The organism is Sulfitobacter sp. GN1-4 (assembly GCF_055693825.1).
In genome coordinates this window covers 2,642,917-2,667,031 of the sequence record NZ_JBVFUQ010000003.1, presented here as the reverse complement: position 1 = coordinate 2,667,031, position 24,115 = coordinate 2,642,917, and the positions used below count along the sequence as shown (strand labels likewise).

Here is a 24,115-nt window from a genome sequence, read left to right as displayed (position 1 = left end):
TTATGGGACCAGCTATCCCCGATCCGCGCACCTGTGGCACGGGGAAAAAGTCGCTGGCTTTCCCGAAGTAACTGAGCCTAAAGCGCGGACATCAGCAATTGGGAATGTTCACCGCAAGCCCGCCCAGCGAGGTTTCTTTGTATTTCTCGCTCATGTCTTCGCCGGTCTGGCGCATCGTCTCGATGCAAGCGTCCAGCGGGACAAGATGGGTGCCGTCCCCGCGCAAGGCTAAGGATGCAGCAGAGACCGCCTTGATCGCGCCCAAACCGTTGCGTTCGATGCACGGCACCTGCACCAGACCTTTGACCGGGTCGCAGGTCATGCCCAGATGATGCTCCAGTGCGATTTCGGCGGCGTTTTCCACCTGTTCCGGCGTGCCGCCCATAACCGCACAAAGACCAGCAGCGGACATCGCGGCGGCGGAGCCAACCTCGGCTTGACACCCCGCTTCGGCCCCAGAGATGGAGGCGTTGAATTTGACGAGCCCGCCAATGGCGGCGGCGGTCAGCAGGAAATCTTCGATATGCGCCTCAGAGGCGCCGGGCACGTGGTCAAGGTAATAGCGCAGCGTGGCTGGCAGCACGCCCGCCGCCCCGTTTGTGGGGGCCGTGACCACCTGGCCGCCAGCGGCGTTTTCCTCATTCACCGCCATGGCATAAACGCTCATCCAGTCGTTGATCGTATGGGGGGCGGGCTGGTTCAGGCCGCGTTCGGCCAAAAGGGCCTCATGAATGCCCTTGGCGCGGCGTTTGACAGATAGGCCGCCGGGCAAGATGCCATCGGTGCTGAGGCCTCGGTCGATGCAATCGTTCATCACCTCCCAAAGCCGTTTGGTGCCGGTCTTGAGGTGGATCTCTCCGTTGCGGGCCACTTCGTTGGCGCGTTTCATATCAGCGATGGATTTGCCGGAGCGGGTCGACATCTCCAGCATTTCAGCTGCGGATTTGAAGGGGAAGGGCACAGGCGCGCCTTCGTCGGTGGCTTTGCCTGCGGCAAGCTCGGCCTCTGTCATCACAAAGCCGCCACCGATGGAGTAATAAACCTCGCTTAGCGTGACGTCGCCCTGGGCGTCTGTGGCCATCAGCATCATGCCATTGGCGTGGCCGTCGAGCTTGTGATCATAGTCAAAAATCAGGTCAGTTTTGGGATTGAACGCAAGTGGCGGCAGGTCTGGCACGGTGATGACATGCGCCTCTTTGATCGCTTTCAGCGTCTCATCGGCCTGCGTCGCATCATAGCTGTCGGGGGTAAAGCCCGCGAGGCCCAGGATGGTGGCGCGGTCTGTGGCGTGGCCCACGCCAGTAAAGGCCAGTGAGCCATGCAAGGACGCGCGCAGCCCGTGAAACTGAAAGGGAGAGGCGCGCATCAGGTCCAAAAAGCGGGCAGCGGCCACCATCGGCCCCATCGTGTGGGAAGAAGACGGGCCAATGCCCACTTTGAACATCTCGAATACGGACAAAAACATCAGGTGGCACTGCCTTCTGGTGGGGTGGGGAGCTGCGCGTTGCTGAACGGCTCTTTGCCAAGTCCTTCGGCCTGCCGCAAGGCATCAGTGGCACCAAGCGCATCGATCTTGCGGCAAAGGGCGTGCAAGGCGGGGTAGTTGGCCAGCTGGAACCAGGCGGTATCCGCCCCGGAGGGGTAGATTTGGGACCAGCGCAGCAGGGCACAGAGGTAGAAATCAAGCACCGTGGGTTGATCCGCTGCCAGCCATGAGGGGCCAGAGGCTGCAAGATCGTTCAAAGTGGCATAGGCGGTTTTGAGCTTGGCAGCCATCCCGGCGCGCAGGGCCTCCGCAAAAGGCGGTGCGATATAGGTCTCAGCATAAAACATTTGGCGCAGCAGGGGATGCGGCGTGTTTGAGAGATAAAAGAGCCATTTCAGAAAGGCGGTACGCTCTGGATCGTCTGGTGCCGGACCAAGCCCGCCGTGGTGATCGGCCAGCCATAACAAGATGGCCCCGGTTTCAAAGATCGGCCCTTGCTGCGTTTCGAGCACCGGGATCAGCCCATTGGGGTTGAGAGCGCGGTAGGGGGCGCTGTCTTGGGCGCGGGTGGTGCGGTCCACCAGCTGGGTGCGATAGGGAAGGCCGCGCTGCTCAAGTGCGAGGCGGATGATCAGCGATGCGTTATCTGGGGCGTAATGCAGGACATAGGTCATAGGGGTCTATTTAGCCTGCGGCGTATTTGCGTCGGGTGCAAAAACGACCCTGTGCGGGGATCATGCGGCTTTGCGGGTTTTGCATCTGGGGCGGGGTTGCTGGCGCACCAAAACCGAGTGGGTTCTTGGGAGGGGGGCGTTTCGGGGGCGCGCGCGAAAAAAGGTGGCGTTCACGCCTCGCACCTGAGCGGGAATCTCCCTATAACGCGGCAAGATTAAATACGGAGCTGCCCATGGCCGGAGAATTGTCCCCCATCGACAAGGCGAAATTTGTCGCCGCGAAACGTGCGGCGCAATTTGTCGAAGACGGCATGCGCGTGGGTCTGGGCACAGGCTCTACCGCGGCCTGGCTGGTGCGGTGTTTGGGTGAAATGGTGCGCGATGATGGGTTGCGGATCAAAGGCGTGCCGACCTCATCGCGCACGGCTGCTTTGGCGCGGGATGTGGGCATTGAGGTCATAACGCTGGATGAGGCGAAGTGGCTGGATCTGACCATTGACGGCGCGGATGAATTTGACGGCGATCTCAACCTGATCAAGGGGGGCGGCGGCGCGCTTTTGCAAGAAAAGATCGTGGCCACGGCATCGGATCAGATGGTGGTGATTGCGGATGTGGGCAAAGAAGTGGAGACCTTGGGGGCCTTTCCATTGCCCGTGGAAGTGATCCCTTTTGGCTGGCAGACGACGCAGGCTTTGTTGGAAGAGACCTTGATTTCGATGGATGTGCTGGGGCGCAATTCAACGCTGCGCATGAACGGTGATGTGCCGTTTGTGACGGATGAGGGGAACCACATCCTGGATCTACACCTCAACCGTATTGGCAATGCGCGGCAACTGGCCTTGGTGGTCAATCAGATGCCGGGCATCGTTGAGAACGGGCTGTTCATTGATATCTGTGACACGGTTGTGATCGGCTATGGGGATGGCAAGGTTGAGGTGCGCGACATAAATGAGGGCACGGTCGCCACAGAGCGGCTGGATTTTGTTGAGACAGATAACCTCTTCTCAGACCTCAGCGATTAAAGGAGCAGCCATGGCGGATGCGTTTGATTTTGACCTTTTCGTAATTGGCGGCGGTTCAGGCGGCGTGCGCGCGGCGCGTGTGGCGGCAGGCGAATATGGGGCCAAGGTGGGCTTGGCTGAGGATGACCGCTATGGCGGGACCTGTGTGATCCGGGGCTGTGTGCCCAAAAAGCTGATGGTTTTTGCCTCTGAATATGCGGGCCTGCCAGCAGAGGCGCAGGCCTATGGCTGGAGCATCGGGGAAGGCACGTTTGATTGGGCAGGTTTTCGTGGCAAGCTGAACGGTGAGTTGGACCGCCTTGAACAGGTGTACCGCAATTTGCTGTCGGGCTCAGGCGTGGAGACCTTTGATCAGCGTGCCAGCATCCAGGATGCGCATACAGTCGCTTTGGCCGATGGCACCACAAAGACGGCAAAGCATATTCTGGTGGCCACGGGCGGTCACCCGGTGCGGCCCGATATCCCTAATGCTGAGCTGGGTATTGTATCAGATGACATCTTTCATCTGGAGCGCCTGCCCAAGTCCATCCTGATCATCGGCGGCGGCTATATCGCCTGCGAGTTTGCCTGCATCCTGAATGGTCTGGGTGTTGAGGTGACGCAGTATTACCGGGGTGCCCAGATCCTGCGGGGCTTTGATGAAGAGGCGCGCGGTCTGGTGGCTGAGAGCATGCGCGAGCGTGGCATTGATCTGCGCCTGGGCAGCAACATCGTGGAGATGCAGCGGGCGGGGGATCATGTGGATGGCCCCAGCTTTACCGCCTCAGATGCCGCGATGGGGGCACCGGTACAAGAGGCCAGCGCACCGCAAGCGGCGGGTGGGCACGGCGGGCCGGTTTGGGTCAAGTCCACCAACGGCGAAGAGAAGGTCTTTGACATGGTGCTCTTTGCCACGGGCCGGGATCCTTCCAGCAAGAACATGGGGTTGGAAGAGGTCGGGGTGACTTTGGGCCGGCGTGGTGAGATCAGTGTCAACGCGTACAGCCAGACCGCGGTGCCGTCGATTTATGCGATTGGCGATGTCACGGACCGTGTGAACCTGACGCCTGTTGCGATCCGGGAGGGGATGGCCTTTGTCCAGACGGTCTTTGGTGGTGTGCCCACAGCGGTGGATCATGATCTGATCCCAAGCGCTGTGTTCACGCAGCCAGAGCTTGGCACTGTGGGCCTGACCGAAGAAGAGGCACGCGCGCAGGAAGAGGTTGAGATTTATTGCACCTCGTTCAAGCCGATGCAGACCGCTTTTGCGGGCAAATCTGACCGGGTGCTGATGAAATTGGTGGTCTCCAAAGCGACGCGCGTGGTTTTGGGCTGTCACATCGTCGCACCGGCGGCAGGAGAGTTGATCCAGATGGTGGGCATTGCCGTCAAGGCAGGGCTGACCAAAGAACAGTTTGATGCGACATGTGCGGTGCATCCGACCATGTCCGAAGAGCTTGTCACAATGCGCAATCCGATGCGAACGGGTTGAATTTGACAGGGTCAGACACACATTTGACACAGCAGAAATGTGGCGTCAGAGACGCGTGCCGCGCAGCTGCGGCGAGGAAGGGAAAAGAACTACATGGCTGGTAACAATGGCGGCCCCTGGGGCGGCGGTGGAAATTCAGGCGGAGGACGGGACGACGGTCCGGGCGATCGCCGTCCAAATGGGGGCGGACGTGGCCCAGGGCAGGGCGGTGACAAGCCGCCAATCCCCGAGATTGATGAGCTGGTCAAGAAAGGCCAGGAACAGCTGCGGGTCCTGATGGGCGGCGGTGGTGATCGTGGACGCCGGAACGGTGGCGGCGGCGGCGATGGCGGCGGCCCGCTTTTGACGCGCGGCACCGTTGGGCTTGGGCTTGTGGTCGCCTTGGCGGCTTGGGCGTTTGCCAGTTTCTACACAGTGCGCCCCGAACAGCAGTCAATTGAGCTTTTCTTGGGTGAATTCACTGGGGTTGGGACCGAAGGTCTGAACTTTGCGCCCTGGCCAGTTGTCACGGCTGAGGTGTTTGACGTGACCACCAACCGCACCGAAGAGATCGGCGTGGGGCGGGGCAGTTCCGACAATGATGGACTGATGCTGACCACAGATGAAAACATCGTGGATATTGATTTCCAGGTGGTCTGGAACATCAAGAACGCCAAAGACTTCAAATTCTCGCTGCGTGACCCTGAGCAATCGGTGCGTGCGATTTCCGAATCCGCGATGCGCGAAGTGATCGCGCAGTCCGAACTTGCCCCGATCCTCAGCCGGGATCGTGGTGCGGTGGCGGATCGCGTAAAGGAGTTGATCCAGACCACGTTGGACAACCGTCAGACCGGGATCAATGTGCTGCGTGTCAACTTGAACAAAGTGGACCCGCCCAGCCAGACGGTCATCATCACACGGGCTGACGGCACAACAGAGCAAGCCAGCGTTGTGGATGCGTTCCGTGACGTTCAGGCGGCTGAACAGGAACGTGACCGGGTGGAGCGTCAGGCGGATGCCTATGCCAACCGCCGAACAGCTGAGGCGCGTGGTGAATCTGCGCAGTTGCTGGAAGCGGCAGAAGGCTACCGCGCCCGCGTTGTGAATGACGCGATCGGTGAGGCCAGCCGTTTCTCTGCCGTCATGACAGAGTATCAGCAGGCCCCAGAAGTGACCCGCAAACGTCTTTATCTGGAGACGATGGAGAAAGTGTTGGGTGACGTCGACAAGATCATTCTTGAAGGCGGCATGGGCGGAAATGGCAACGCGCAGGGCGTTGTGCCCTATCTGCCATTGAATGAATTGCGTCGTTCAGGAGGGACAAACTAATGCGTGCTTTTGGTCTTTTGATCCCGATTGTCGTGGTTGCGATTGTGGCTGTTCTGTCGTCGCTCTTTGTTGTGGATGAGCGTGAAAAGGCGCTGGTCTTGCGCTTTGGTCAGATCAAGCAGGTTGTGACCGATCCTGGTCTGAACATGAAAGTACCGCTCTTGGATGAGGTGGTGCGCTACGAAGACCGTATCCTGAGCCTTGAGACAGAAGTGATCGAGGTGACGCCTGCGGACGACCGGCGTTTGGAAATTGACGCCTTTGTGCTCTACCGCATTGCGGACATTGTGCAGTACCGCCAAGCGATTGGTGCGGGCGGTGAACGTCAGGCCGTGAATGACCTTTCCGGTATCATGGAATCGCAGATCCGTGCGGTGCTGGGTTCGCAAGGCGTGACCTCCAACACCATCCTGTCGCCTGAACGGGCCGGTCTGATGGACCAGATCCGGGTGCAGGCGGATGCGCGTGCCAATGCGCTGGGCCTTGAGGTTGTGGATGTGCGCCTGCGCCAGACCAACCTGCCGGAGCAGAACTTTGATGCGACACTGCAGCGGATGATCGCGGAACGGGACCGGGAAGCGACAGATGAACGCGCAAGGGGCCGCGAAGCGGCGCAGCGTGTTACCGCCCTGGCGGACCGGACATACGAAGAGATCCTGTCTGAGGCCCGCAGGGATGCGCGCATCATCGAAGGTGAAGCGGATGCCGAACGGAACCGCATCTTTGCCGAAGCTTACGGTCAGGATCAGGAATTCTTTGAATTCTACCGGTCCCTGACAGCCTATGAAGAGGCGCTGCGCGGGCAGAACTCCACCATGGTGATGTCGCCAGATTCTGAGTTCTTCAACTATCTGCGCTCCGATCAGGGGGCAGCTGCTTCGCAATGATGGAACTACTGATCCTAGCTTTGGGCTTGGTCATGATTTTCGAGGGGCTGGTGTACGCACTGGCCCCTTCGCTGTTGGAGCGGATGCTTGAGACATTGCGCACCCTGCCCGAAACCGCAGTGCGCCAGATCGGGGCACTGGTGGTCGTGGGCGGTTTGATCCTGGTGTGGATTGCTTTTCAAATTGGCGTGTAATGCCGGATGGAATGGCGATCTGCTCTGTACATGCCGTTGAAATGGCTGTGACATGCCACATCTTTGATATTGCGACAGGGTGACGGGCAAGGCACTCTGACGAAAACCAGATCACGCGCCAAGGCGCAAAAGAACAAGCAGGAGACCCCCATGCAGCCACAGGGCCCCATCCAGCATCGCCGCCAGGCTCAGGCACGCGCGCGTCGTCTTACCGTGACCCCACAGATTAAGCTGGTTTGGCTTGCTCTGCTGGCCCTGGCCTTTTTCGTGGCACAGGCGGTCGTGGCCTTGGCCAAACCAGAAAGCCTGGCACCGCTGGCTGAAAAGATCAGCCCGTCGGTTGTGAACATCACAACCTCCACGGTGGTGGAGGGCCGGACAGGCCCGCGCGGGATTGTGCCTGAGGGCTCTCCCTTCGAGGATTTCTTCCGCGATTTTCAAGACCGTAATGACGATAACGGCCAGCGGCCGCGCCGGTCCTCCGCGCTGGGATCGGGATTTGTGATTTCTGAAGATGGCTTTGTGGTCACAAACAACCATGTCATCGAAGGCGCGGATGAGATCACGGTTGAGTTTTTCCTGGGCGGTGAGCTGAAGGCCACCGTGATCGGCACCGACCCCAACACCGACATAGCGCTTCTCAAGGTTGAGGCCGAAGAGCCGCTGCCATTTGTCACCTTCGGTGACAGCAACGCGGCCCGTGTGGGCGATTGGGTGATCGCAATGGGCAACCCGCTGGGGCAAGGGTTCTCTGTCTCTGCAGGGATCGTGTCGGCCCGCAACCGCGCGCTATCTGGCACCTATGACGACTACATCCAAACAGATGCGGCGATTAACCGAGGCAACTCAGGTGGGCCGCTCTTTAACATGGATGGTGACGTGATCGGCGTGAACACCGCGATCCTGTCGCCCAATGGCGGTTCCATCGGCATCGGCTTTTCCATGGCCTCCAACGTCGTGACGCGGGTTGTGGATCAGCTAAAGGAATACGGTGAAACCCGCCGTGGTTGGTTGGGCGTGCGCATTCAGGATGTGACCGAAGATGTGGCCGACGCCATGGGCCTGGAAGAGGCGACAGGCGCGCTCATCACCGATGTGCCAGAGGGGCCCGCCAAAGAGGCGGGCCTGCTGACCGGTGATGTTATCCTGTCCTTTGATGGTGTCACCGTTGAAGACACGCGCGGCCTTGTCCGGCAGGTGGGCAATAGCCCCGTGGGTGCAACTGTCCGCGTGACCGTCATGCGCGAAGGAAAAAGCCAGACGGTGCGCGTTGTGCTGGGCCGGCGTGAGGACGCAAATGCAGCAGGCGCAGGCGGTGAAAGCGCACCCGAGCCGGAGGCGGAGCCACAGACCAAAGACCTGCTGGGTCTGACGCTGGCACCTTTGACGGATACTCTGCGTTCTGAGCTGGGAACGGCAGAAGATGCCGAAGGTCTGGCGATCACGGCGGTGGACGAAGCGTCTGAGGCCTTTGAAAAAGGTCTGCGCACGGGCGACATCATCACCGAGGCGGGACAGCAAAAGGTCACCACGATCAGCGATCTGGAAGCGCGTGTGGACGCGGCCAAAGACGCAGGCCGCAAATCGCTGCTGCTCCTGGTGCGCCGCGCGGGCGATCCCCGCTTTGTCGCGCTGTCGTTGGGCGAATAATCCGCAGGCCGGGTGGGTCTGCGCAGGCTGAGTTTTGCGCGGCACCGACGAGCAATAAATGGCACAAGGGGCAAGGTTCGCTTTGCCCCTTTTGTCTGTCTCACGCGTGCCAAAAGGCCCGCGCGATCTGCCTGAGGTCTGTTGGAGCATTCCGGCGGTCAGCGGTCTTTCAGACGAAACCTCAGCTGAAGCACAGGCCCCCCCACACAGTCTTAACAGACCCTAGTCCGCCGGCGTGCGCGGCACGGCAATAAGACCAAGCGTCCGTGCCGTGCTCAGCGCCAGCACGGGGCTATCGAGGCCCTGTGTTCTCTGAAACCGTTGAACGGCCGCTTGGGTTGCAGGGTCAATCATCTGCGTGACGGCACCTGCATAGATCCCCCGCGCGGCCAATGCGCGTTGCAAGGTGGCGATGAACTCCGGTGTGAGCACATCTGCGCACGGGGTCTCAAACCAGTTTTCCTTGCGCGGCGTCACAATCACCTGACGGTCTTGCGTTTCATAAACCGGCAATTCGGCAATCGTCCCATCGGGGTTTACCTTGGCGGGCGTCACCTCAACCCGCTGGCTGACCCGTTCCACCACCGCGGGGCTGACCGTCTTGCCCCAGCAGGTGCCCTCTGGCGCCCCTTCTGGACCATCGCGGGTGGGCGCAAAGACGCCTGGTTCAGCCCGTGGGTTCTGTCCCGTGGAGGCGTCACATGCGCTAAGCGTGGCCACAACCAGCAGGCTCAGCGCCAAGGGCAAGGTTCTTGATTTGAGTGTGCCTGACATTTCAATGCTCGTTTTTTGCGCAGTCTAGTCGTTTTCCCCCCGCAATCCTAGCGCAAGGGTGGAATTGACAAGCAGGCGTGCGCCAAAGATTGCCGAGCGGCGCGGTGCGGCTGTGGCACCTCCTTGTCCCCGCCCGGCGTTTTCTGTCGCAAAGGGGGTGGAAGCCCGTCCCGGCGAGGGCTAGATATCTTCGAGGATTTTGAGGAAGGAACGCTTAGAATGGCGAAGATCACTTATGTTGAACATGGCGGCAAAGAGCACGTTGTGGACGTTGCCAATGGTCTGACTGTGATGGAAGGCGCGCGGGACAACAACATCCCCGGCATCGAAGCGGATTGTGGCGGGGCCTGCGCCTGTTCAACCTGCCATGTGTATGTGGATGAGGCTTGGGTGGAAAAGCTGCCCGCCAAAGACGACATGGAAGAAGACATGCTGGATTTTGCCTATGAGCCCAATGCGACGACATCCCGTCTGACCTGCCAGTTGAAGGTCACGGATGCGCTGGACGGCCTGCGTGTCCAGATGCCTGAAAAGCAGATCTGATGCTGATCCGGGCGGCGCTTTGTGCCGCCGCCCTGGCGCTCCCGGCGGCGGCGGAAACGATCACCGGTGCGCGGTTCGCAGAGCCGACGGCGCGGTACGGCCACGCTGTTCTGGGTGATGCCATTGAATATGGCGCGCTTGAAATGGACGTGGCCGGGCGCGGTACGGTGACAATCACTCTACCCACCGATCACGTTTTCGAAGACATCGCACCACGTCTTTGGGACGTCACCGGCGATGGCCTGCCAGAGGTTGTGGTGGTCGAAACCGACATGGCGCGGGGCGGGGCGCTGGCCATTTACACACCACAAGGCAAGCTGGCCGAAACGCCGCATATTGGGCAAACCAACCGCTGGCTGGCCCCAATCGGTGCGGCGGATCTGGATGGCGACGGGGCGATTGAAGTGGCCTATGTGGACCGCCCGCATCTGGCCAAGACCATTCGGGTTTGGCGGTTCGCTGGTGGTAATCTGATCCCAGTGGCGAATGCGGCAGGGTTCACCAACCACCGGATCGGTGAGGATTTCATCAGCGGTGGGATGCGGCAGTGCGGTGACGGGCCTGAAATGATCTTGGCCACGGCAAACTGGCGCGATGTTGTGGCGGTCCAGTTTGACGGCGCTGTGTTCACGCAGCGCACCGTTTCGGCCATTCGCGGTCCCCAGAGTTTTAAGGCCGCCCTGAGCTGCTAGGGGCCGATTTCTTGCAAGAAATCGTACCGAAGCCTTGAAAGGCTTCGCTCTGGCTCTTTTAAAAAGCCTGACCCTACGAAAGCGCCCGCCAGCCAATGTCCCGACGGCAAAACCCCTCGGGCCAGTCAATCGCATCCACGATTGCATAGGCCCGCGTTTGCGCGTCTTGCAGTGTCTCGCCACGGGCCGTGACGTTCAAAACCCGCCCCCCTGTGGCCACCACCTGACCGTCTTGCAGGGATGTCCCAGCGTGAAAGACCATGTTCTTGCTGTCCTCGGGCACCGCATCAAGGCCAGAGATGACAGAGCCCTTCGCGTAAGCCCCGGGATAGCCATCTGCCGCCATCACAACCGTGATGGCATGATCAGCCGCCCAGTTGACGCGCATGTCCGCCAACCGGCCTTCGGCGGCGGCCTGCATCAGATCAAACGCCTGTGCGCCCAGCCGCATCATCAAGACCTGACACTCAGGATCGCCAAAGCGCACGTTGTATTCCACCAGCCGAGGCTGGCCGTCCTTGATCATAAGCCCGACATAAAGGACGCCCTGATAGGGCATGCCACGTTTCGCCATCTCAGCCATCGTGGGGCGGACGATCTCATCCAACGCCTTTTGCGCCACGCTGTCACTCAGGACCGGTGCGGGGGAATAAGCCCCCATGCCGCCGGTGTTGGGGCCGGTATCGCCTTCGCCTACGCGCTTGTGGTCTTGCGCGGTGCCAATGGGCAAAACATCCGCGCCATCACAAAGCACAAAAAATGAGGCTTCCTCGCCCTGCATGAACTCTTCAATCACCACCTCAGCACCCGCCGCACCAAAGGCACCGTCAAACATCTCATCAACGGCGGCCAGCGCCTCTTCTTGGGTCATGGCGACAATCACGCCTTTACCCGCAGCCAAACCATCCGCCTTGATCACGATGGGCGCACCCTGCGCCTCAACATAGGCGCGCGCCTCTGCCTGCGTGGTGAAATGGGCATAGGCCGCGGTGGGGGCATGTGCGGCGTCGCAAATCTCTTTGGTGAAGTGTTTTGACGCCTCAAGCTGTGCGGCCGCTTTTGAGGGGCCAAAGACCAAAAAACCTGCCCCGCGCAGATCATCCGCCACACCCGCTGCCAGGGGCGCTTCGGGGCCTACGATCACGAAATCAATGCTGTTGGCTTCGCAAAAGGTGATCACAGCAGCCCCATCAAGGATGTCCAACGCTGCGCAATCGGCAATACGCGCAATGCCCGCGTTTCCGGGGGCCACGATCAGTTTATCGCATTTGGGGTTTTGCAGCGTTGCCCAGGCCAGACTGTGTTCCCGTCCGCCGCTGCCCAAAATAAGGATGTTCATGGCGTCCGCTCCCTTGGCCTTTGTTGGGGGGCGTTCTAAGCTCTGGCGGCGGCAGGGGCAAGGATACAACATGGACCTGATTGACGATGCATCAGAAGGGCTGAACAGCCCTGAATTCACGGTCACCGAAATATCGGGCGCGATCAAACGCGTGATTGAGGGTGAGTTTGGCCATGTGCGGATCAAAGGCGAAGTGGGCCGGGTCAGCCGCCCGCGCTCGGGCCATATCTATCTGGATCTGAAAGACGACAAATCGGTCATCTCTGGGGTGATCTGGAAAGGCGTGTCTGCCCGGCTTGAAACCCAACCCGAAGAGGGGATGGAGGTGGTCGCCACGGGCCGCGTCACCACCTTTGGTGGACAGTCGAAATACCAGATCGTCATCGAAGATATCAAACCTGCGGGCATGGGCGCGTTGATGGCGCTGCTGGAAAAGCGCAAAAAGATGCTGGCCGCTGAGGGGCTGTTTGACGCCGCGCGCAAGAAACCGCTGCCTTATCTGCCTGAAATCATTGGCGTTGTAACCTCCCCTTCGGGGGCGGTGATCCGCGATATCCTGCACCGTTTGCGCGACCGCTTTCCGCGCAAGGTGCTAATCTGGCCGGTGGCTGTGCAGGGGGCCAAATGCGCCCCTGAGGTGGCGCGCGGCATTGCGGGGTTCAACGCGCTGACACCCGGCGGAGCCTTGCCGCGCCCGGATCTGTTGATCGTGGCGCGGGGGGCGGATCGGTCGAAGACCTGTGGGGCTTTAACGAAGAGATCGTGGCACGGGCGGCGGCGGCCTCTGACATTCCGCTGATCTCTGCTGTGGGGCACGAAACGGACACAACCCTGATTGATTATGTCTCGGACCGGCGGGCGCCAACGCCGACGGCGGCGGCGGAACTGGCCGTGCCGGTGCGCCATGAATTGATGGCCTGGCTGGACGGGCAAGAGGCGCGGATGTCCGCGTTGATTAGTCAGGGCCTCAGCAATCGGGATCAGCGGTTGCGCGATCTGGCGCGGGCCTTGCCAAAGGCCGACAGCCTGTTGGAGGCCCCCCGCCAGCGTCTGGACCGGGCAGGGGAGCAGTTGGGGCCCGCGCTCATTGCTGGTGTGCAGCGTCGGCGGGTCAAACTGGCGGATGTTTCGGGATCCTTGCGTCCGGCCACCTTGCGTCAACGGGTGGCTGCAGACAGACGGCGGTTGGACGATCTCAGCGCGCGTCTGAACCCGGCCATGGCGCGGGCCTTGGCTGTTAAACGCGACCGGTTCGCGGACCGCAGCAAAGCCTTCCGGCCCGAGGCTTTGGCCCGCGACCGCGAACTGAAGGCTCAGACATTTGCAAAGTTGATCAACCGCTTATCCGCCGCAGGCACCCGGCAGATCCAATCCTGGCATAACCGGTTGGAGGGCATGGACCGTCTGCGTGAAACGCTTAGCTACAAAGCCACATTGGCGCGCGGCTATGCGGTTGTGCGCGGCGATGGCGCGGTGGTGACAGACACCAAGGCCGCCAAAAAGGCACAGGCGTTGGAAATTGAGTTTGCCGATGGCCGCGTAGCCTTGGGCGGCAAACCTGCCCCTGCGCGCAAGAAAGGCCCCGATACGCCCCCCGAACAGGGCAGCCTGCTCTAGCGGGCTAGACGCCCACCTTTGGGCCAAGGCAGATCATTTCCGCGTCCAGCTCCTGCGCCTCATAAAGCTCTGTGGTGTCGGGGCGGTTTTCAAACCGGGCGATCAGCCCCTTTGGCGTTTCCACAAAACTCCAGCATTGCGGGTTGGGATTGTCTTCATAGACAAAGCAAATCAGCCCCCGGTCTTCGTACCATTCGCCGGTTTTGCATTCGCCATCCAGGAACGACCATTCAACGCGTCTGTTTTCGTGATAAATCTCAGCGCCATAGGCTTCGCCGTTCTGGCCGAAAAAGAGCGTCTTTCCCTGCGTATAGGCGTCAAATTCTTCCGCCGTCATCGGGGTTTGCGCCACAGCAGATTGTGCCAAAAGGGCCAATATCAAGAGAAGCTTTTTCATGGGTGGATGTTGCCTCAAAGCGGGCGGTGGTGCCAGTGGCTTTGCGCCATACTCCGCTTGGGCGGGTTTCGTATCGGCAACAACGCACCGTCTGGGGAACAGATGCGATGCGCAGGCCGCGCAAAGCGCTGTGGAATTGTCGCTTTTTGATCGCTTGGCCCCAAGGCTTATTGGTACAAGAACGCAGCAATCGACAGGTGAGGTGCGCAATGGCGCTGGATGATCGTAGCAAATCAGGTGAAGACGCGCCGCGCAAAGGCGTTTGGAAGTCCGGCAAGGGCAAGGGGCGGCGGTTTACCAAAGGCCGTCAGCTGACCGATGCCGCATGGGATGAGGTGCGCGCGCTTTTGGGGGATAAACCCCGCGACCGTGACCTGTTGATCGAACATTTGCATCTTATTCAGGACGAATATGGCCATCTGTCTGCCGCGCATTTGCGCGCGCTGGCCGAAGAGATGCGCATGTCGATGGCCGAAGTTTACGAAGTGGCGACCTTCTATGCGCATTTCGATGTGGTCAAAGAGGGAGAGACCCCGCCGCCCGCGCTGACCATTCGGGTCTGCGATTCCCTGTCGTGTGAACTGGCAGGTGCGCAGCAGCTTAAAGCGGCGCTGGAAGACGGTTTGGACCCCGCTGAGGTGCGCGTGCTGCGTGCGCCTTGCATGGGGCGCTGTGATACCGCGCCTGTGTTGGAGCTGGGCCACAACCATATTGATCACGCCACACCCGAAAAGGTGACTGCGGCCATTGCTGCAGGCGATACCCACGCCCATGTGCCCGCCTATGAAACCTATGCCGATTATGCCGCCGAAGGTGGCTACGGGGTACTGAAAGACCTGCGCGCCAATGGCGATTGGGAAGCGGTCCGAGGAAAAGGTGCTGTCCTCTGGTCTGCGCGGCTTGGGCGGTGCGGGTTTCCCATCAGGCAAGAAATGGGGCTTTGTGCGCGCCAACGAAGGCCCCCGCTATATGGCCGTTAACGGGGACGAAGGTGAGCCGGGCACGTTCAAGGACCGCTACTATCTTGAGCGGGTGCCGCATCTCTTCCTCGAAGGCATGTTGATCTCCGCTTGGGCCGTCGAGGCTGAAAAGGTGTTCCTCTACATGCGCGACGAATACCCAGCCGTGCTGGAGATCCTGGCGCGTGAGATCAAGGCGCTGGAAGAAGCTGGTGTGGTTGAGATGGGCTATATCGACCTGCGACGCGGGGCGGGGGCCTATATCTGCGGCGAAGAATCCGCGATGATTGAAAGCATCGAAGGCAAGCGCGGCATGCCCCGCCACCGTCCGCCCTTTGTGGCGCAGGTGGGCATCTTTGGCCGTCCGACATTGGTGCATAACGTGGAAACACTGCACTGGGTCGCGCGGATCTGCCGTGAGGGGCCTGAGGTGCTTTCAGGCACCGAAAAGAACGGGCGCAAAGGGTTGCGGTCCTATTCCGTGTCCGGCCGCGTTGCCAAGCCGGGCGTGCATCTGCTGCCCGCAGGCTCCACCATCACCGATGTGATCGAGGCCGCTGGCGGTATGGCTGAGGGTCATCAGTTCAAGGCTTACCAGCCTGGCGGGCCGTCCTCTGGCATTCTGCCCGCATCCATGCACGACATTCCGCTCGATTTCGACACGCTGCAGCCGCATGGCACCTTCATTGGCTCTGCCGCTGTGGTGGTTCTGTCAGATCAAGACAGCGCGCGGGGCGCCGCACTGAACATGCTGCGCTTTTTTGAAGATGAAAGCTGTGGTCAGTGTACGCCCTGCCGTGTGGGCTGTGAAAAGGCGGTCAAGCTGATGCAAGCCGATCAGTGGGACACCGGGCTGTTGGAAGAGCTAAGCACCGCGATGGTAGACGCCTCCATCTGCGGCTTGGGCCAGGCGGCACCGAACCCCATCCGCATGGTGATGAAACATTTCCCAGATGAGATCTGATTGCCGCAAAACGGTCTGATTTCAAACGGTTCAATAACAAAGGCCTCGGAGGTACTCCGGGGCCTTTTGATTTGCCGCGTTACTCTTCCGTCTCGTCCGAGACGGTGTATTTCTCAAGCGCCACGATCTGCGTCCACAGAAAGACAAACATGATGACGGGAAAGGCAAAGGTTTCGATCTTGACCCAGGCGTCTGTGGACATGGTGCGCCACACCACCTCATTGGCCACCGCCATGCCGATAAAGAACAGGGTCAGTCGCTTGGTCAGCACCATCCAGCCTTCGTCAGTCAGCGGGATCATTTCCGACATGATATAGGCCAGATAGCTGCGTCCGCGCACCAACCCAATCGCCAGGATTGCAGCAAAGAAGGCATAGACGATGGTGGTTTTCATCTTAAAGAACCGCTCATCATTGAACCAGGCTGTCAGCCCACCAAAAAAGATCACCATGAAGGCGGTGAAGATCTGCATCCGGCTCAGCTGGCCCGTCAGCGCCCACAACACGCCCATTGCGGCCAGCAGGATTGGCACAAAGATCAGCGTGGCCACAATGAAACCGCTGTACTCGGTCCCGCCGAAGGTAAAAACATCGTCGCGGATGCGCAGATAGATCAGGAAAAAGACCACGGGCGGGCCCAGTTCAAGCACCTGTTTCAAAACGGGGTTTATCGGTTTGGGGTCTTGCATGATCCAGTCCTAGTGCGCCCGCAGGACAGGGGCAAGGCCCACTTTGGTCGGCATACCCGCGGCGGCAGGGGGATGGCCCCGGATTGGGGGTGGCAAACCCCGTGGGGGCTTAGCCGCCCATCTCAACAATCACCGCGCCTGCGGCAATCAACGCCATCAGCGCCACGCGGCGGGGGCCAACGGTTTCTTTCAAGAACGCCCAGCCGATGAGGGCTGCAAAAACGGTTGAGGTTTCGCGCAGCACCGCAGCTTCGCCCACCTTATCCAGGCGGGTGGCCATCATGATCGCCCCAAAACTCAAAAACGCCACCCAACCACCGACAAAGCCGCGCGCCATCAGCGGGCCGATCTGTGGGGGATCTGCCATGCGCTGCCACCTAATGGCGGCCACGACGGGCATCACAAGCCCGTCGATCATGAAAAACCAAGCCAGAAAGGTGAAAGGGTTGGCCGTCGCACGGATGCCGTAAGCATCATAGGTAGTGTAGAGCGCTACAAAAAGACCTGTAATCACCGCAAGCCCGAGTGCGGCGCGCAGGGTGTCACGCTCTTTGACAAGGAAGATCATGTTATAAAGCGCCAGCCCAAAGATCCCCGACAGCAGCACCGCAACCCCCAGCCACTGCACCCCGGTAAAGCGTTCATCAAAGATAAGGTAGGCACCGATCACCGTAAAAAGCGGGCCAGTGCCGCGCACCACCGGATAGACCACGGTGTAGGCCCCTTTGGTATAGGCCCAGGCCTGCAGCACTTTGTAGGTGATGTGGATCACGAAAACCCAAAAGAAGATGATCCACATGTGCGGCTCGGGCCAGGGCACCACAAAAAGCGCAAAGGGGGCGGCCATCAGCGCGTAAGAGGCATCAATCGCCCCACGGGTCAGCCAGGGATCATGCCGGCCCTTTTGCAACGCGCCAAAGACGGCGTGCAGAAAGGCCGCCAGCATCGCGAGCGCCAGCGCAACCTGGTGCCCCATGGGCGTACCTTCGATTGAGATAAGCCAGTCTGTCATGGCGCGGGCCTACCCCTGTGCATGATCAGGGTGGAGATAGACAAAACGGAACGGCGTGATGTGTTCAATGATCTGCGGGGTGAACCCATAGTCAGCCAGCGGTCCCGCATCCGTGATCAGCTGGTCCTGGGCGGGGTCAAAAGCGCACAGTGTCATGGTGTCGGGCGCAGTAAGGGTCTTGGCGCGGCCATTGTAGGCCAGCACAGCGCCCTTGCGGTTGATCACATGGGCCATGGCCGGTTTGCGGCGCACCGCGTCCCATAGGCCCCGCCAGCCCAAGTGTTTCAGGACAGAGGCCATGAGCTTGCCGTCAGATTTCGCCGTTCGGCGCAGCTGGCCTGCGCTGATCAGCGCGCCTTTCGTGCTGCGCAAATCAAACGAAACTGCGGTGTCTGTTGGTGTGATGGCACCCACACATGTCTGCGCCTGCAGCCCAAGGTACTCTGAATTATAGGCCACCACTTCGGGGCTGTCGTTCCACAGATGCAGGCTCAGCGCGCCCCAGTCCGGCTTGGTCGCCAGTGCTGCCAAGGCGGCGGCGGGGGCGTCTGGCAGGCGGGCATCTGCGTGTGGCGCGCAAAGTGCTGTGATGTGGAGTTCCAGATGCGGCCCGTGGCTGGCATCGTTGAACTGGCAGATGAAAACCAACAAAACGCCGCGCCCTGCCTCTGTCAAAACCGGAAAGACATCTTGTTCATCGAATGCCGACAAAAGGCATTGCGCGTCGCAGGTGCCCGTCAGCAGCGTGCCGTGGCCGTCGTAGACGTGATAGGGCGTAGGAGCTGCCCCGGTGGAGAGAGAGATTTGCCCGGTGATCGGGTGGTCTTGGAAAATCTGGCGGGCCTGAACGCTCACCGATCGTACCCCACCAAAGCGTCTGCAAATTCCTCTGGATCAAAGGGGGACAGATCGTCAATCTGCTCGCCTACACCAATGGCATGAATGGGCAGACCAAACTGATCGGCAAGCGCGACCAGCACGCCGCCCTTTGCGGTGCCATCCAGCTTGGTCATAACCAGGCCGGAAACATCTGAAATCTCTTGGAAAACCTTCACCTGTGACACGGCGTTCTGACCCGTCGTCGCATCCAGCACCAGTAAGGTGTTATGGGGGGCGGTTTCATCTTTTTTGCGGATCACGCGGACGATTTTGGCCAATTCCTCCATCAGATCGGACCGGTTCTGCAGCCGCCCAGCGGTGTCGATCAGCAACAAATCCGCGCCGTCGGCCTGCGCTTGGCCCATGGCATCAAACGCCAGGCTGGCCGGGTCGCTGCCCTGTGCGGCGGTCAGCACGGGAACACCCGCGCGCTCGCCCCAGACCTGAAGCTGTTCAACGGCGGCCGCGCGAAATGTATCACCGGCGGCAATCACCACCTTCTTGCCAGCGGCCCGGAACTGGCTTGCAAGTTTGCCGATGGTCGTCGTTTTGCCCGACCCGTTCACGCCCACAACCAGCACCACCTGCGGCGTGTTGGGGTAGAGCGGCAGGGGCTTGGCCACGGGCTCCATGATCCGCGCGACCTCATCGGCCATCAGCTGTTTGATCTCGGCCACCGACAGCTTTTTGCCAAAGCGCCCTTCGGCCATGTTCGCGGTGACACGCAAAGCGGTCTCAACGCCCATATCAGCGGTGATCAACAACTCTTCGAGTTGCTCAAGCATGTCATCGTCAAGGGTGCGGCGCACCACCGGCTGGGCGGTGGCCCGGCCCATAAGACGCCCCAGAAGGCCGGGCTTTGCAGGCTCTTCTGACGGCGTGTCCTCAAGCAAATCGGGGGCGACGGGTGTGAGGGTGGTGCGCAGCGGCTCTGGCGCGCTGGCGGGGGCGGGTTCCACCTCTGCGGCGGCCTCCGCCGCGCGTTGGGCTTCGGCTTTCGCTGCCGCCTCAGCAGCTGCGCGTTCGGCATAGGCTTTCGCTGCCGCCTCAGCTGCCGCACGTTCGGCATCGGCTTTCGCCGCCGCCTCGGCTGCGGCGTGCCGGGCCTCTTCGGCGATGCGCGCCTCTTCGGCCAAACGCGCCTCTTCCGCCCGCTGGGCTTCCTCGGCCAGCCGCATTTCTTCCGCCTCGCGTGCAGCCGCTTCTGCCGCTTCGCGCGCGGCGGCATCTGCGGCTTCCTGGATGGCTTTGGCCTCAGCCTCGCGCGCCAGACGCTCAGCCTCCAGCCGGGCGGCGGTCTCTTGGGCGGCGCGTGCCTCAGCTTCTTTTTGGGCTTCTGCTGCCTCTTCAGCTGCGCGCGCCTCAGCTGCGCGTTGCGCCTCAGCTGCGGCTTCGGCCTCCTCGGCCCTGCGGGCCTCTTCGGCAGCCGCTTGTTCAGCGGCCTCTTGCGCGGCGCGCGCATCAGCTTCTGCGGCGGCGGTGTCGACGATCGCCTCTTCGGTCTCTCCGCCGTCACTGACAATCGCTTCTAGGCCCTCATCAATCTTGGATGAGGATTTGAACAAACGGTCTTTGAGTTTTTTGAAAAACGCCAAGGAGGGCCTCCGCACCTGTTTGCTTTGGCTTACTCTTTCAGATGCCGATAGGGAAGGGGCCGCGCTGTGCGGACCTATTTCTTGAAAAGCTTGTCCTGTGCGCCTTTGTCTTTGCCAAAATCCGCGCGCTTGTCTGCATGCAGCGCGCGGCCCGCCTGTACGCCCGGACGGGCGGACATTTCATCCAGCCAGCGCGCCATATGAGGCTTGTCATCCAAGCTTTGCTGCTGTCCTTCCCAAAGGGACGCCCAGCCCCAGATCGAGAAATCCGCAATGGACACGAAATCACCCGCCACATAGCGATGCTTTGCAAGTTGGCGGTCAAGCACGCCATAAAGCCTGCCGGTCTCAGTGCGGTAGCGGTCCTTGGCGTAGGGCAGATCATTGGGTGGATCCATACGCGGGGCGTATTTCAGAAAGTGATGCGCCTGGCCTGCCATCGGGCCCAGACCGCCCATCTGCCACATCAGCCATTCATCCACCGCCACGCGCGCACGCTCGTCCTCGCCGTAGAACTGCCCGGTCTTGCGCGCCAGGTACTGCAGGATCGCGCCGCTTTCGAATACAGAAATCGGGGCCCCACCAGGCCCGTCTGGATCCACAATCGCGGGCATCCTGTTGTTGGGCGCTATTTTTAGGAAATCAGGCGCAAATTGTTCGCCCGCACCGATGTTGATCAGATGGGTGGTATAGGGCAGCCCCATTTCTTCGAGCGCGATGGAGATTTTCCATCCGTTCGGGGTTGGCCAGAAATAAAGGTCAATGGGGGCGTCGCGCATGATCAAAGTCTCTTGTTGGGGTGGGGGCATCATGCCGGTTTGCACGATCCGGGCAAGGGTGGCCAGAAACCGCCCATCACGTTCTTTCAAATCCCTTTGAAGTTGTTGACGCGCCGGGGCGGCAGGAGTAATGCAACCCCGTGGCGATTTGTTACCGGATTGCGGGCCACGTTAAACATCCCGCTAAAAGGTCAGGAGGAAAGACCCCTTTCGCTTGGCCGCGTCTGGGGTTTTTTTGTGCCTGTTTGGCAGGCCGGGAAGGATAAAGTAATGAGCGATACGTGGCGCAAAGGCACCAAGGCGGTGCATGCTGGCACGCGGCGAAGCCAATACGGTGAGGTGTCAGAGGCGATTTTTCTGACCCAAGGGTTTGTCTACGACACCGCAGAACAGGCCGAAGCGCGGTTTGAAGCGGCAGGGCCGGATGAATTCATCTATGCCCGCTACGGCAATCCCACAGTCGCGATGTTCGAAGAACGCATGGCCGCGATGGAGGGGACCGAAGACGCATTTGCTACTGCCTCTGGCATGGCGGCCGTAAATGGTGCGCTCATGTCCCTGCTCAAAGCGGGCGATCATGTCGTCTCTGCGCGCGCGCTTTTTGGCTCTTGCCTTTATATCGCGGAAGAGATCCTGCCGCGTTTCGGGGTTGAGGTTACCTTTGTCGATGGCAGTGACCTCAGCCAGTGGGAGGCCGCGATCCGGCCAGATACGAAAGCGGTGTTTTTGAATCCCTGTCCAACCCCACCTTGGAGTTGGTGGACATCAAAGCCGTGTCTGAGCTGGCCCACCGTCAGGGCGCTTTGGTTGTCTGTGACAATGTCTTTGCCACGCCAATCTATTCCAAAGCGGTTGAGCAAGGCGTTGATCTTGTTGTCTATTCTACCACCAAACATGTGGATGGGCAGGGCCGGGCCCTGGGCGGCGTGATCATGGGAACGCGTGAGCTGATCCGCAAAACGATTGAACCCTATATGAAGCATACAGGCGGCTCGATGAGCCCGTTCACCGCCTGGATCATGCTGAAAGGGTTAGAGACGTTGCGCCTGCGTGTGGCGGCACAAACGCAGACGGCGCAGAAACTCGCCCAAGCGCTGGCTAAGTCCCCAAAGCTAAGCAAGGTGATCTATCCGGGCCTGGAAAGCCATCCGCAACATGCGCTGGCAATGCAGCAAATGGGGGCAGGGGGCACCATGCTGGCTTTGGAAGTCGCGGGCGGCAAAGCGGCGTCTTACCGATTTCTGAATGCCTGCAAGATCGGGGTGATCTCCAATAACCTTGGGGACGCGAAAACCATCATTACCCCGCCTGCTTTCACCACGCACCAACGGCTGCCCCAAGATCAGAAAGATGCGCTTGGCATCACGCCCGGATTGGTCCGTGTTTCGGTGGGTCTGGAGGATCCAGAGGATCTGATCGCTGATTTTGAGCAGGCGTTATTGCAGTGAAAACGTCGGTTTTGCAGCGGCTTAACGCCAGCGCCTGTGCCAAAATGACATATTAGTTGGTTATCTTTGGCCTGCACCCTAAGTAAGGACCACAGGTTGATAAGGGGGCTAAGCCCATGAATGCAATCACTTCTGTGGAAAAAGCGCCAGAACGGTCCGAGGCGCAAGAAGCTCTGGCGACGCTCAAGGCGTGGGCGGCGGGTGCCTCTGCCGCTGAAATCGCGCAGCTTGACCCTGCGGTCGCACGGCTGATCGGTGATGAGCCTGGCTATCCTGAGTTCAACCGCGTCTACCCAGATGATTTTGCGGTGGGGGATGCCTACAAAAGCTCTCTGCCAGACCTGCAAAACGGGCCATCCAGCCTGATCCGCGGTGCGAAAAAGCAAATTCAGCATGTGGGCATTTCCAATTTCCGATTGCCCATCGGTTTCAACACGCGCGACAATGGCGACATCACGCTTGAGACGTCCATCACTGGCTCTGTCAGCCTTGAGGCGGATAAGAAGGGCATCAACATGTCCCGCATCATGCGCAGCTTTTACAAGCACGCAGAACGGACGTTCAGCTTTGATGTGATCGAAAGCGCGCTGGATGACTATAAGGCCGATCTGGAAAGCATGGATGCGCGCATTCAGATGCGCTTCAGCTTCCCGATGAAGATCGAAAGCCTGCGCTCTGGCCTGTCTGGTTACCAGTATTATGACGTCGCACTTGAATTGGTCGAAAAAGACGGTGTGCGGCAAAAGATCATTCACCTCGATTATGTCTATTCCAGCACCTGCCCCTGTTCGCTGGAACTGTCAGAGCATGCCCGCGCCACGCGCGGTCAGCTGGCCACACCGCATTCCCAACGCTCTGTTGCGCGGGTTTCTGCGGTGATGGAAGGCGACAGCCCGCGGTTGTGGTTTGAAGACCTGATTGACGCTTGCCGTCGTGCTGTCCCAACGGAGACACAGGTGATGGTAAAGCGCGAGGATGAACAGGCCTTTGCTGAGCTGAACGCCGCAAACCCGATCTTTGTCGAAGACGCAGCACGGCTTTTCTGTGAACAATTGCAGGCCGATCCACGCGTTGGCGATTTCCGGGTGATCGCGTCGCATCAGGAAAGCCTGCACAGCCATGATGCGATTTCAGTGCTGACCGAGGGGCCAACCTTTGAGATGCAAAGCATTGATCCGAAACTCTTTAACACGCTCTTCCACGTCGGCTAACGCCATCTGGCACAGCGTTTGAAAGGGCCGCCCGTGGGGCGGCCTTTTGCGTTTGCAGCTTTGTTGCGCGGCATGGGCAGCGGGTATGCAGAATTGTCGGTACTGATACGGGCCCGGCTGACCTATCTATCGATCAGGGTGGAGAAAACGTCCTTTTGAGATGAAAACAATGGCTTATCAAACTGTAACTCCTCATTCCGATACCCTGAACGCAGGGGCATCCTTTGTCGGCAAAATCGCAAACGGCATCGGTTCGGCTGTGCGCGTGGTATTCCAATTCATGATTGACGCCTCTATGGCGCGCATGCGCTATGAGATGGTTCAACATCTGGAGGCGCTGTCCGACACGCAATTGGCAGAACTGGGCATCAAGCGCGAAAATATCGTGCGCCACGTCTTCCTGGCCGACTAAGCGCGCGCAGACCTGACAAAGGCTCAAACGCATCTAGGGGCTGGCCCCCGAGGTGCATTTGCTGGCCATCAAAGCCGCAGCGCGCTTGACACCGCTGCGTGCCCGCGCCAACGC

Annotated in this window: 20 protein-coding genes, 3 pseudogenes and 1 riboswitch; of the genes and pseudogenes, 13 read left to right on the top strand and 10 right to left on the bottom strand. The window is 60.1% G+C overall.

The window, feature by feature from the left end; translation table 11 throughout:
- Positions 1-91 precede the first annotated feature (91 nt).
- Positions 92-1,465, bottom strand: a complete 1,374-nt coding sequence (locus tag ACZ1HM_RS13760; protein ID WP_472743268.1) for an L-serine ammonia-lyase — start codon at positions 1,463-1,465, stop codon at positions 92-94.
- Entirely contained in the window at positions 1,465-2,160 is a 696-nt protein-coding gene (locus ACZ1HM_RS13755) for a glutathione S-transferase family protein (RefSeq protein WP_472743267.1), read from the bottom strand. Before ACZ1HM_RS13755 ends, ACZ1HM_RS13760 begins: the two co-directional genes overlap by 1 nt.
- Positions 2,161-2,393: 233 nt before the next feature.
- On the opposite strand from ACZ1HM_RS13755, the gene rpiA reads away from it, so the two are divergent.
- The 6 genes from rpiA (at position 2,394) to ACZ1HM_RS13725 (ending at position 8,692) form a co-directional block, all read left to right on the top strand.
- On the top strand, positions 2,394-3,182 hold the full coding sequence (gene rpiA / locus ACZ1HM_RS13750; protein WP_472743266.1) for a ribose-5-phosphate isomerase RpiA: 789 nt from the start codon (positions 2,394-2,396) through the stop codon (positions 3,180-3,182).
- Between the two features lie 10 nt (positions 3,183-3,192).
- Complete coding sequence (locus ACZ1HM_RS13745; RefSeq protein ID WP_472743265.1) at positions 3,193-4,653, top strand: FAD-dependent oxidoreductase; 1,461 nt, start codon at positions 3,193-3,195, stop codon at positions 4,651-4,653.
- A 93-nt stretch (positions 4,654-4,746) separates the two neighbouring features.
- A complete protein-coding gene (hflK, locus tag ACZ1HM_RS13740) occupies positions 4,747-5,961 on the top strand; it encodes an FtsH protease activity modulator HflK (RefSeq protein WP_472743264.1) in 1,215 nt (404 codons plus the stop codon).
- Entirely contained in the window at positions 5,961-6,848 is an 888-nt protein-coding gene (gene hflC / locus ACZ1HM_RS13735) for a protease modulator HflC (protein WP_472743263.1), read from the top strand. Before hflK ends, hflC begins: the two co-directional genes overlap by 1 nt.
- Complete coding sequence (locus tag ACZ1HM_RS13730; protein ID WP_472744621.1) at positions 6,848-7,042, top strand: DUF2065 domain-containing protein; 195 nt, start codon at positions 6,848-6,850, stop codon at positions 7,040-7,042. The genes hflC and ACZ1HM_RS13730 overlap by 1 nt, the downstream gene beginning before the upstream one ends.
- 150 nt (positions 7,043-7,192) lie before the next feature.
- Entirely contained in the window at positions 7,193-8,692 is a 1,500-nt protein-coding gene (locus ACZ1HM_RS13725; RefSeq protein ID WP_472743262.1) for a Do family serine endopeptidase, read from the top strand.
- A 222-nt stretch (positions 8,693-8,914) separates the two neighbouring features.
- Here ACZ1HM_RS13725 and ACZ1HM_RS13720 read toward each other — a convergent pair whose 3' ends face one another.
- Positions 8,915-9,466: a peptidoglycan-binding domain-containing protein gene (locus tag ACZ1HM_RS13720; RefSeq protein ID WP_472743261.1), complete on the bottom strand. Its 552-nt coding sequence runs from the start codon at positions 9,464-9,466 to the stop codon at positions 8,915-8,917.
- Positions 9,467-9,685: 219 nt separating this feature from the next.
- Between ACZ1HM_RS13720 and ACZ1HM_RS13715 the strand changes: the two genes are divergently transcribed.
- Entirely contained in the window at positions 9,686-10,009 is a 324-nt protein-coding gene (locus tag ACZ1HM_RS13715; protein WP_472743260.1) for a 2Fe-2S iron-sulfur cluster-binding protein, read from the top strand.
- Positions 10,009-10,701: an FG-GAP repeat domain-containing protein gene (locus ACZ1HM_RS13710; RefSeq protein ID WP_472743259.1), complete on the top strand. Its 693-nt coding sequence runs from the start codon at positions 10,009-10,011 to the stop codon at positions 10,699-10,701. Before ACZ1HM_RS13715 ends, ACZ1HM_RS13710 begins: the two co-directional genes overlap by 1 nt.
- Positions 10,702-10,774: 73 nt before the next feature.
- Here the strand turns inward: ACZ1HM_RS13710 and purD are convergent, their stop codons facing one another.
- Positions 10,775-12,040 (bottom strand): phosphoribosylamine--glycine ligase, encoded by a 1,266-nt coding sequence (purD, locus tag ACZ1HM_RS13705; protein ID WP_472743258.1) that lies wholly within the window; start codon positions 12,038-12,040, stop codon positions 10,775-10,777.
- Between the two features lie 70 nt (positions 12,041-12,110).
- On the opposite strand from purD, the pseudogene xseA reads away from it, so the two are divergent.
- Positions 12,111-13,657, top strand: a pseudogene (gene xseA, locus ACZ1HM_RS13700) (exodeoxyribonuclease VII large subunit).
- 4 nt (positions 13,658-13,661) lie between these two features.
- Here xseA and ACZ1HM_RS13695 read toward each other — a convergent pair.
- Positions 13,662-14,054 carry a hypothetical protein gene (locus tag ACZ1HM_RS13695; RefSeq protein WP_472743257.1) on the bottom strand — a complete coding sequence of 131 codons (393 nt, stop codon included), beginning with the start codon at positions 14,052-14,054 and terminating at the stop codon, positions 13,662-13,664.
- A gap of 209 nt (positions 14,055-14,263) precedes the next feature.
- On the opposite strand from ACZ1HM_RS13695, the pseudogene ACZ1HM_RS13690 reads away from it, so the two are divergent.
- Positions 14,264-15,977: pseudogene (locus ACZ1HM_RS13690) on the top strand (NAD(P)H-dependent oxidoreductase subunit E).
- 79 nt (positions 15,978-16,056) lie between these two features.
- On the opposite strand, the gene ACZ1HM_RS13685 reads toward ACZ1HM_RS13690, so the two are convergent.
- The 5 genes from ACZ1HM_RS13685 to ACZ1HM_RS13665 form a co-directional block, all read right to left on the bottom strand.
- Positions 16,057-16,665: an inner membrane-spanning protein YciB gene (locus ACZ1HM_RS13685; protein WP_472743256.1), complete on the bottom strand. Its 609-nt coding sequence runs from the start codon at positions 16,663-16,665 to the stop codon at positions 16,057-16,059.
- Between the two features lie 109 nt (positions 16,666-16,774).
- Positions 16,775-17,677 carry a DMT family transporter gene (locus tag ACZ1HM_RS13680; RefSeq protein ID WP_472743255.1) on the bottom strand — a complete coding sequence of 301 codons (903 nt, stop codon included), beginning with the start codon at positions 17,675-17,677 and terminating at the stop codon, positions 16,775-16,777.
- A 9-nt stretch (positions 17,678-17,686) separates the two neighbouring features.
- A complete protein-coding gene (locus ACZ1HM_RS13675) occupies positions 17,687-18,532 on the bottom strand; it encodes a hypothetical protein (protein WP_472743254.1) in 846 nt (281 codons plus the stop codon).
- Positions 18,529-20,151, bottom strand: coding sequence for a signal recognition particle-docking protein FtsY (gene ftsY, locus ACZ1HM_RS13670; protein ID WP_472743253.1), 1,623 nt, complete (start codon positions 20,149-20,151; stop codon positions 18,529-18,531). Before ftsY ends, ACZ1HM_RS13675 begins: the two co-directional genes overlap by 4 nt.
- 74 nt (positions 20,152-20,225) lie before the next feature.
- Positions 20,226-20,930 (bottom strand): glutathione S-transferase N-terminal domain-containing protein, encoded by a 705-nt coding sequence (locus tag ACZ1HM_RS13665; RefSeq protein WP_472744620.1) that lies wholly within the window; start codon positions 20,928-20,930, stop codon positions 20,226-20,228.
- A 130-nt stretch (positions 20,931-21,060) separates the two neighbouring features.
- A riboswitch (SAM riboswitch) is annotated at positions 21,061-21,137 on the top strand.
- Positions 21,138-21,200: 63 nt separating this feature from the next.
- Here ACZ1HM_RS13665 and metZ point away from each other — a divergent pair.
- The 3 genes and pseudogenes from metZ to ACZ1HM_RS13650 all read left to right on the top strand — a co-directional run bounded on the left by metZ (position 21,201) and on the right by ACZ1HM_RS13650 (position 24,001).
- Positions 21,201-22,378, top strand: a pseudogene (gene metZ / locus ACZ1HM_RS13660) (O-succinylhomoserine sulfhydrylase).
- Between the two features lie 116 nt (positions 22,379-22,494).
- On the top strand, positions 22,495-23,589 hold the full coding sequence (folE2, locus tag ACZ1HM_RS13655; RefSeq protein ID WP_472743252.1) for a GTP cyclohydrolase FolE2: 1,095 nt from the start codon (positions 22,495-22,497) through the stop codon (positions 23,587-23,589).
- Positions 23,590-23,758: 169 nt separating this feature from the next.
- Positions 23,759-24,001: a DUF1127 domain-containing protein gene (locus tag ACZ1HM_RS13650; protein ID WP_472743251.1), complete on the top strand. Its 243-nt coding sequence runs from the start codon at positions 23,759-23,761 to the stop codon at positions 23,999-24,001.
- The last annotated feature ends 114 nt before the right edge of the window (positions 24,002-24,115 follow it).

Coding starts and splice junctions, on each gene's coding strand:
- ACZ1HM_RS13760 (WP_472743268.1), bottom strand. CDS start 1,465: ATGTTTTTGTCCGTATTCGAGATGTTCAAAGTGGGCATTGGCCCGTCT.
- ACZ1HM_RS13755 (WP_472743267.1), bottom strand. CDS start 2,160: ATGACCTATGTCCTGCATTACGCCCCAGATAACGCATCGCTGATCATC.
- rpiA (WP_472743266.1), top strand. CDS start 2,394: ATGGCCGGAGAATTGTCCCCCATCGACAAGGCGAAATTTGTCGCCGCG.
- ACZ1HM_RS13745 (WP_472743265.1), top strand. CDS start 3,193: ATGGCGGATGCGTTTGATTTTGACCTTTTCGTAATTGGCGGCGGTTCA.
- hflK (WP_472743264.1), top strand. CDS start 4,747: ATGGCTGGTAACAATGGCGGCCCCTGGGGCGGCGGTGGAAATTCAGGC.
- hflC (WP_472743263.1), top strand. CDS start 5,961: ATGCGTGCTTTTGGTCTTTTGATCCCGATTGTCGTGGTTGCGATTGTG.
- ACZ1HM_RS13730 (WP_472744621.1), top strand. CDS start 6,848: ATGGAACTACTGATCCTAGCTTTGGGCTTGGTCATGATTTTCGAGGGG.
- ACZ1HM_RS13725 (WP_472743262.1), top strand. CDS start 7,193: ATGCAGCCACAGGGCCCCATCCAGCATCGCCGCCAGGCTCAGGCACGC.
- ACZ1HM_RS13720 (WP_472743261.1), bottom strand. CDS start 9,466: ATGTCAGGCACACTCAAATCAAGAACCTTGCCCTTGGCGCTGAGCCTG.
- ACZ1HM_RS13715 (WP_472743260.1), top strand. CDS start 9,686: ATGGCGAAGATCACTTATGTTGAACATGGCGGCAAAGAGCACGTTGTG.
- ACZ1HM_RS13710 (WP_472743259.1), top strand. CDS start 10,009: ATGCTGATCCGGGCGGCGCTTTGTGCCGCCGCCCTGGCGCTCCCGGCG.
- purD (WP_472743258.1), bottom strand. CDS start 12,040: ATGAACATCCTTATTTTGGGCAGCGGCGGACGGGAACACAGTCTGGCC.
- ACZ1HM_RS13695 (WP_472743257.1), bottom strand. CDS start 14,054: ATGAAAAAGCTTCTCTTGATATTGGCCCTTTTGGCACAATCTGCTGTG.
- ACZ1HM_RS13685 (WP_472743256.1), bottom strand. CDS start 16,665: ATGCAAGACCCCAAACCGATAAACCCCGTTTTGAAACAGGTGCTTGAA.
- ACZ1HM_RS13680 (WP_472743255.1), bottom strand. CDS start 17,677: ATGACAGACTGGCTTATCTCAATCGAAGGTACGCCCATGGGGCACCAG.
- ACZ1HM_RS13665 (WP_472744620.1), bottom strand. CDS start 20,930: ATGCGCGACGCCCCCATTGACCTTTATTTCTGGCCAACCCCGAACGGA.
- folE2 (WP_472743252.1), top strand. CDS start 22,495: ATGAATGCAATCACTTCTGTGGAAAAAGCGCCAGAACGGTCCGAGGCG.
- ACZ1HM_RS13650 (WP_472743251.1), top strand. CDS start 23,759: ATGGCTTATCAAACTGTAACTCCTCATTCCGATACCCTGAACGCAGGG.